Origin of the sequence: Kitasatospora sp. NPDC059747, from assembly GCF_042732955.1 — a bacterium.
Taxonomy (GTDB): Bacteria; Actinomycetota; Actinomycetes; order Streptomycetales; family Streptomycetaceae; genus Kitasatospora.
Window position 1 is genome coordinate 1 of the sequence record NZ_JBHWGV010000236.1, and the last position, 5244, is coordinate 5244.

General features: G+C 74.0%; 4 protein-coding genes. 1 reads left to right on the forward strand and 3 read right to left on the reverse strand.

Annotated features, from left to right (window positions below):
- Positions 1–129: 129 nt before the first annotated feature.
- The 3 genes from ACFV4G_RS42915 to ACFV4G_RS42925 form a co-directional block, all read right to left on the reverse strand.
- The gene (locus tag ACFV4G_RS42915) at positions 130–630 is read right to left on the reverse strand and encodes a DUF1707 domain-containing protein (protein ID WP_380449007.1); all 501 of its coding nucleotides are present in this window, start codon (positions 628–630) and stop codon (positions 130–132) included.
- A gap of 109 nt (positions 631–739) precedes the next feature.
- Positions 740–2914 carry an MMPL family transporter gene (locus ACFV4G_RS42920; protein ID WP_380449009.1) on the reverse strand — a complete coding sequence of 725 codons (2175 nt, stop codon included), beginning with the start codon at positions 2912–2914 and terminating at the stop codon, positions 740–742.
- Between the two features lie 11 nt (positions 2915–2925).
- The gene (locus tag ACFV4G_RS42925) at positions 2926–4527 is read right to left on the reverse strand and encodes an MDR family MFS transporter (RefSeq protein WP_380449011.1); all 1602 of its coding nucleotides are present in this window, start codon (positions 4525–4527) and stop codon (positions 2926–2928) included.
- A gap of 114 nt (positions 4528–4641) precedes the next feature.
- Here ACFV4G_RS42925 and ACFV4G_RS42930 point away from each other — a divergent pair, with 114 nt between their 5' ends.
- Positions 4642–5151, forward strand: coding sequence for a MarR family winged helix-turn-helix transcriptional regulator (locus ACFV4G_RS42930; RefSeq protein WP_380449013.1), 510 nt, complete (start codon positions 4642–4644; stop codon positions 5149–5151).
- Positions 5152–5244 lie beyond the last annotated feature (93 nt).

Here is a 5244-nt window from a genome sequence, read left to right on the forward strand (position 1 = left end):
GGGGTGGGGTGGCCGGGCGCCCCCCCCCCCACCCCCCCCCACTCCGCTCATCGCCCGGTCACGCCGCAGCCACCACCGTGGTCACCAGCGCAGCCACGACCGTGGTCGCCATCGCGGGCACCATCGCGGTCACCAGCGCGTGCGCCACTCCCTCGGGCCGAACGCCCCGAGGCGTCGCCCGGGATCGTCGGCCGGCCGCCACCGGCGTGACCTGCGCGGCCGGCCGCCGACCAGGATCGCCGCCAGCCCCAGCAGGATCAGCAGCCGCGCCGGCCCGGAGCCCAGCCAGCCGGCGCCGAACAGGAGTCCGCCGGCGGCCCAGAGGCCGATCGAGTACACCAGCGCCCGCGTGCCGTGGCGCTCGCGGAGCCGCAGCGGGCGCCGGGCGCCCCGGGCCGCCCGCATCCGGGCCGGTGGGGCGGCCCCGGCCGGCGCGGAGCGCCGCACCGCCGGGAGGTCGGCCGTGACGTGACGCAGCGCCTCGTGGGTCTCGGCCGCGAAGGTGTCGTCCAGGCGCGTCTCCAACTCGGCCTTGGTCAGCAGGCTCCGGCTGAACTGCTCGCACAACTGGGCTGCCACCGCCTCGCGTTCGGCCTCGGAGATCCAGTCGCGGCGGGATCCGGTTGTCATGTTCCCTCGCTCTCCGCTCGTTCAGTGGACGGGTTCTGCGTGGATGGGTTCTGTGTGGGCGGGTGTTGCGTGGACGTGCTGTCGGCGCCGTTCCGTCGGGCCCGTGTCGTCAGCGGACGCCGTCGGGCTCGGGTGTGCTCGCCGCGGCGGTGCTGCGGGGGCCGGGGATCCGGGCCGGGCCCGGGCGGCCCGGCCACCACAGCCGCGGGCCGATGTCCAGCGCGAGGGCCGGCACCAGGAGGGTGCGCACCACGAGGGTGTCCAGCGGCACGCCCACCGCGACCAGGACGCCCAGTTGCAGCATGCCGACCGACGGAAGGACCCCGAGTGCCGCGAACGTCGCGGCCAGGACGAGGCCGGCGCTGGTGATGACCCCGCCCGTCACGGCGAGCGCGCGCACCACGCCGCGGGAGTGGCCGATCCGGGCGGTCTCCTCGCGGGCCCTGGTCATCATGAAGATCGTGTAGTCGACCCCCAGCGCGACGAGGAAGAGGAAGCCCATCAGCGGCAGCGACTCGTCCGAGTGCGGGTGCCCGAGGGCGCGGAAGAGCAGGACGGAGGCGCCGAGCGCCGCGCCGAAGGACAGCACCACGCTCGCCAGGAGCAGCACCGGCGCCACCAGGGAGCGCAGGAGCACCATCAGGACGAGCAGGACGACGGCGAGCACCAGCGGCATCACCAGCCGCTCGTCGTGCGTGGTGGTGTCGGCGACGTCCAGGCTCTGGGCCGTGCTGCCGCCGATCAGCGCCCCGGGGTCCGCCGTGTCGTGCACGGCGGTGCGGATGTGTTCGACGGTGGCCTCGGCGGCCTTGCTGCCGGGCGGATCGCTGAGCAGGGCCTGGATGCGCAGCCGGTCGCCGGAGGTCTGGGCGGGCGAGACCGCGGCCACCCCGGGCAGGCCGTGGACGGCGGCCGTCACCTGTTCGGCCCTGGCCGCGTCGGCGTAGATGTCCAGCGGCGCGGAGGAGCCGGCCGGGTAGTGCGCGGCGAGGACGGTCTGGCCGGTCACCGACTCGGGCTTGCCGGTGAAGGCCTCGCTCGGGGAGAGCCCGGAGTGCAGGCCGAGCGCACCGATCGCGCACGCGGCGAGGGCCACCGCGCTGGCCAGCCAGACCGGGCGGGGCCGGCGGGCGACGGCGGCGCCGACCCGGCCCCACGGGCCGGACTCCGGCTCGCCCGGGCCCGTCCACACCGGGCGCGGGACGAACGGCCAGAAGAGCCCGCGGCCGAGGATCACCAGCAGCGCGGGCAGCAGCACGGTGATCGACACGAGGGCCACCACGATGCCGATCGCCGCCACCGGGCCGAGCCCGCGGGTCGAGTTCATCCGCGCGGCCAGCAGGCAGAGCAGACCCAGGGTCACGGTGGTCGCGGAGGCGACGACGGCCGGGAGCGTCCGCCGCAGCGCGCTGCGCATGGCCTCGTGCCGGTCCTCGTGGCGGCGCAGCTCCTCGCGGTAGCGGGCGATCAGCAGCAGGGCGTAGTCGGTGCCCGCGCCGAAGACCAGGACGGTCAGGACGCTGGTGCTCTGCCCGGTGACCACCAGGCCGGCGTGCTTGACCAGCAGGTACACCACGGCGTTGGCCAGCGACGAGCTGATGCCCACGGTCAGCAGCGGCACCAGCCAGAGCACCGGGCTGCGGTAGGTGACGATCAGCAGGATCGCCACCACCGCGACCGTGGTGAGCAGCAGCGGGCCGTCGACGCCGCCGAACACGGCGGACTGGTCGGCGGCGGCGCCGGCCGGGCCGGTCACCTGGACGTCGAGCCCGGCCGGGGCATCGGCGTGGGCGTCGTGCCGGATGGCCTTGACGTCGTCGACGAGCCGGGTGAACCCGTCCGCGCCCTGCATGGTGAGCGGGACGGTGAGCAGCAGGGCCCGGCCGTCCCCGGACGGGGAGAGCGGGGGCGGCGTGCCGCCGTAGCGGGCGAAGGCGGCGCGGTCGCGTTCGGCCTTGCCGGTGTCGTCGGCGGTGATGCCGCCGGGGCGGGAGTAGACGATGCTGGCCGGCAGCACGTCGCCGATGCCGAAGTGGTCCCGCCCCGTCTCCAGGGCCTTGGTCGACTCCGCGCCCCTGGGGAGCCACTGGGTGATGTCGTTGCTCTGGGCGCCGATCAGCTGGGCGCCGAGGGGTGCGGCCACGCCGGCGAGCAGCAGCCACAGGACCAGGACCAGCCACTTGGAGCGGGCGCCGGCCGGCAGGAGGGCGAGCTTCTTGAGCGGGGCTGAGCTCTTGAGCAGGGCTGAGCCTTTGACCGGGGCTGAGCTTTTGAGCAGGGGCATGGCGGGGCTCCTCAGCTGCTCTGCGGGGCGGCGTGGGCGGGGGCGCTGGGGGCCTCGGGCGGCTCCTCGGCGCCCCAGCCGCGCTGTTCGAGCGTGATGTCCTTGAGGAAGACCGCCGCGGCGAGCCCGGCGAGGAGGATGAACCCGGCGATCAGGAAGACCGGGCTGAGCGCGTGGGCGTAGGCCTGGGCCAGGCCGTGTCGGACGGTGTCGGGCAGCCGGCGCAGCGCCTCGGGTGAGATGCCGCCGTTGGCGGCGATGCCGTTCGCGGCGCCGTCCGGGACGTACGTCGGGATCTCGTGGGTGAGGCGGCTCGTGAGGACGGTCGCGAAGATCGAGACGCCGAAGGAGGTGCCGAGCATCCGGCTGAAGGTGACGGTGGAGGTGGCGGCGCCCAGGTCCGCGCGGGGTGCGGCGTTCTGCACCGCGACCACGACGACCTGCTGGGACAGGCCCGCCCCGACGCCGAGCAGGAACATGTAGAGCCCGGACAGGAAGCGGCTGGTGTCGGCCGTCATGGTGGACATCAGGAAGGCCGCGACGGCGGAGACCAGCATGCTGGCGGCCGGGTACCACTTGTAGCGGCCGGACTTGGCGACCGCGCCGCCGACGCCGAAGGACGCGAGCATCAGCCCGAACATCATCGGGAGCAGCAGGAGGCCGGAGTTGGTGGCGCCGGCGCCCGCGGAGATCTGCAGGTAGAGCGGGAGGAAGAAGACCAGGCCGAAGCCGGTCAGCCCGCCGACGAAGGCCACGGCGTTGCAGATGTCGAAGGTGGAGTCGCGGAACAGGCCGAGCGGGATGACCGGTTCGGCGGCCGAGCGCTCCACGACGACCCAGCCGACCAGCAGCGCCACGCCGCCCACCGCGAGGCCGACGGTGGTGAGGGAGCCCCAGGCGTAGGTGCTGCCGGCCCAGTTGGTGAGCAGGACGAGGCACACCAGCGCGCCGGAGAGCAGCAGCATCCCGAGGTAGTCGATCCGCGGCCGCTCGGGGCGGCGGGCGCCGCGCAGGTAGAGGGCGACCAGGACGAGGGCGGCCGCGCCGATCGGCAGGTTGACGTAGAACACCCAGCGCCAGGTGACGTGTTCGGCGAAGAAGCCGCCGGCGATCGGCCCGCCGACCGCGGACAGCGCGAAGACGCCGGCCGAGTACCCCTGGTACTTCGCCCGCTCGCGCGGGCCGAAGAGGTCCCCGGTGAGGGCGAACATGGCGGCCATCACGCCGCCCGCGCCGATGCCCTGCAGGACGCGGAAGGCGATCAGCTGGCCCATCGTCTGGGCGGCCCCGCAGGCGGCGGAGCCGGCGAGGAAGACGACGGTGGAGACGACGAAGACCTGCTTGCGGCCCAGCAGGTCGCCGAGCTTGCCGGCCAGCGGCATCACGGCGCTGGAGGCCAGGATGTAGGCCGCGCCGACCCAGGCGATGGAGCTCAGGCCGCCGAGGTCGCCGACGATCGTGGGCAGCGCGGTGGCCACGATCGAGGAGTCCAGGGTGGCCATCAGCATCGCGAGGAGCAGGCCGAAGTAGACGATCATCACGTGCCGGTGGGGCATGGCGCCCTCGCCGGGCGCGGGGGAGGAGGTGCTGGTGGTGTCGGGCTCGGTTGACATGGCAACCCCTATGCTTTTAGCAACTATGTGACTCGTGAACATAGATGCCAGAAGAAAGTATGTGCGTTGAGCATAGATCTGCCTTCTGCACGTGTCAACGCGTATATTTGTGCCATGACCAGAGCCGCCGAGACCCCCGCCAGCACCCGTCGCCCGGACACCGCCGCGCCGGACCCGGCCCTGACCGCCATCGAGCGGGCCATGGTCCGGATCCGCCGCAACCAGACCAGGCGGTCCCTGGGCAAGCTGGTGACCGCGCAGCTGGGCCGGGACGTCGACCTGTCGCACAGCGTCGTGGTGGACGCGGTCGAGGAGGAGCCCGACCACCCCGGCCAGGAGGTCACGGTCGGCCTCGTCGCCGAGCGCCTGGCCGTCGACCCCTCGCGGGCGAGCCGCCTGGTGGCGGCGAGCGTGGAGGCCGGCTACGTCCGCCGGGTCGCCTCCCAGGCCGACAGCCGGCGCATCTGCCTGGAGCTGACGAAGGAGGGCCGGGAGCTGGCCGCCCTCTCGCACCGGGTGCGCCAGGAGTACTTCGGCACCATCACGGACGGCTGGACGGTGCAGGAACGTTCCGACTTCGCCCGGCTGCTGACCAAGTTCGCGGGCCTGCCCGAGGCGGAGTGAGCGCGAGGCCGTCGGAGGGGTGACGCGGACGGGCGCCGCGCCGGGAGCGGGTCACAGCCGTGCCCGCCTCAGCAGAGGCAGGGGGGAGACCCC

Coding starts and splice junctions, on each gene's coding strand:
- ACFV4G_RS42915 (WP_380449007.1), bottom strand. CDS start 630: ATGACAACCGGATCCCGCCGCGACTGGATCTCCGAGGCCGAACGCGAG.
- ACFV4G_RS42920 (WP_380449009.1), bottom strand. CDS start 2,914: ATGCCCCTGCTCAAAAGCTCAGCCCCGGTCAAAGGCTCAGCCCTGCTC.
- ACFV4G_RS42925 (WP_380449011.1), bottom strand. CDS start 4,527: ATGTCAACCGAGCCCGACACCACCAGCACCTCCTCCCCCGCGCCCGGC.
- ACFV4G_RS42930 (WP_380449013.1), top strand. CDS start 4,642: ATGACCAGAGCCGCCGAGACCCCCGCCAGCACCCGTCGCCCGGACACC.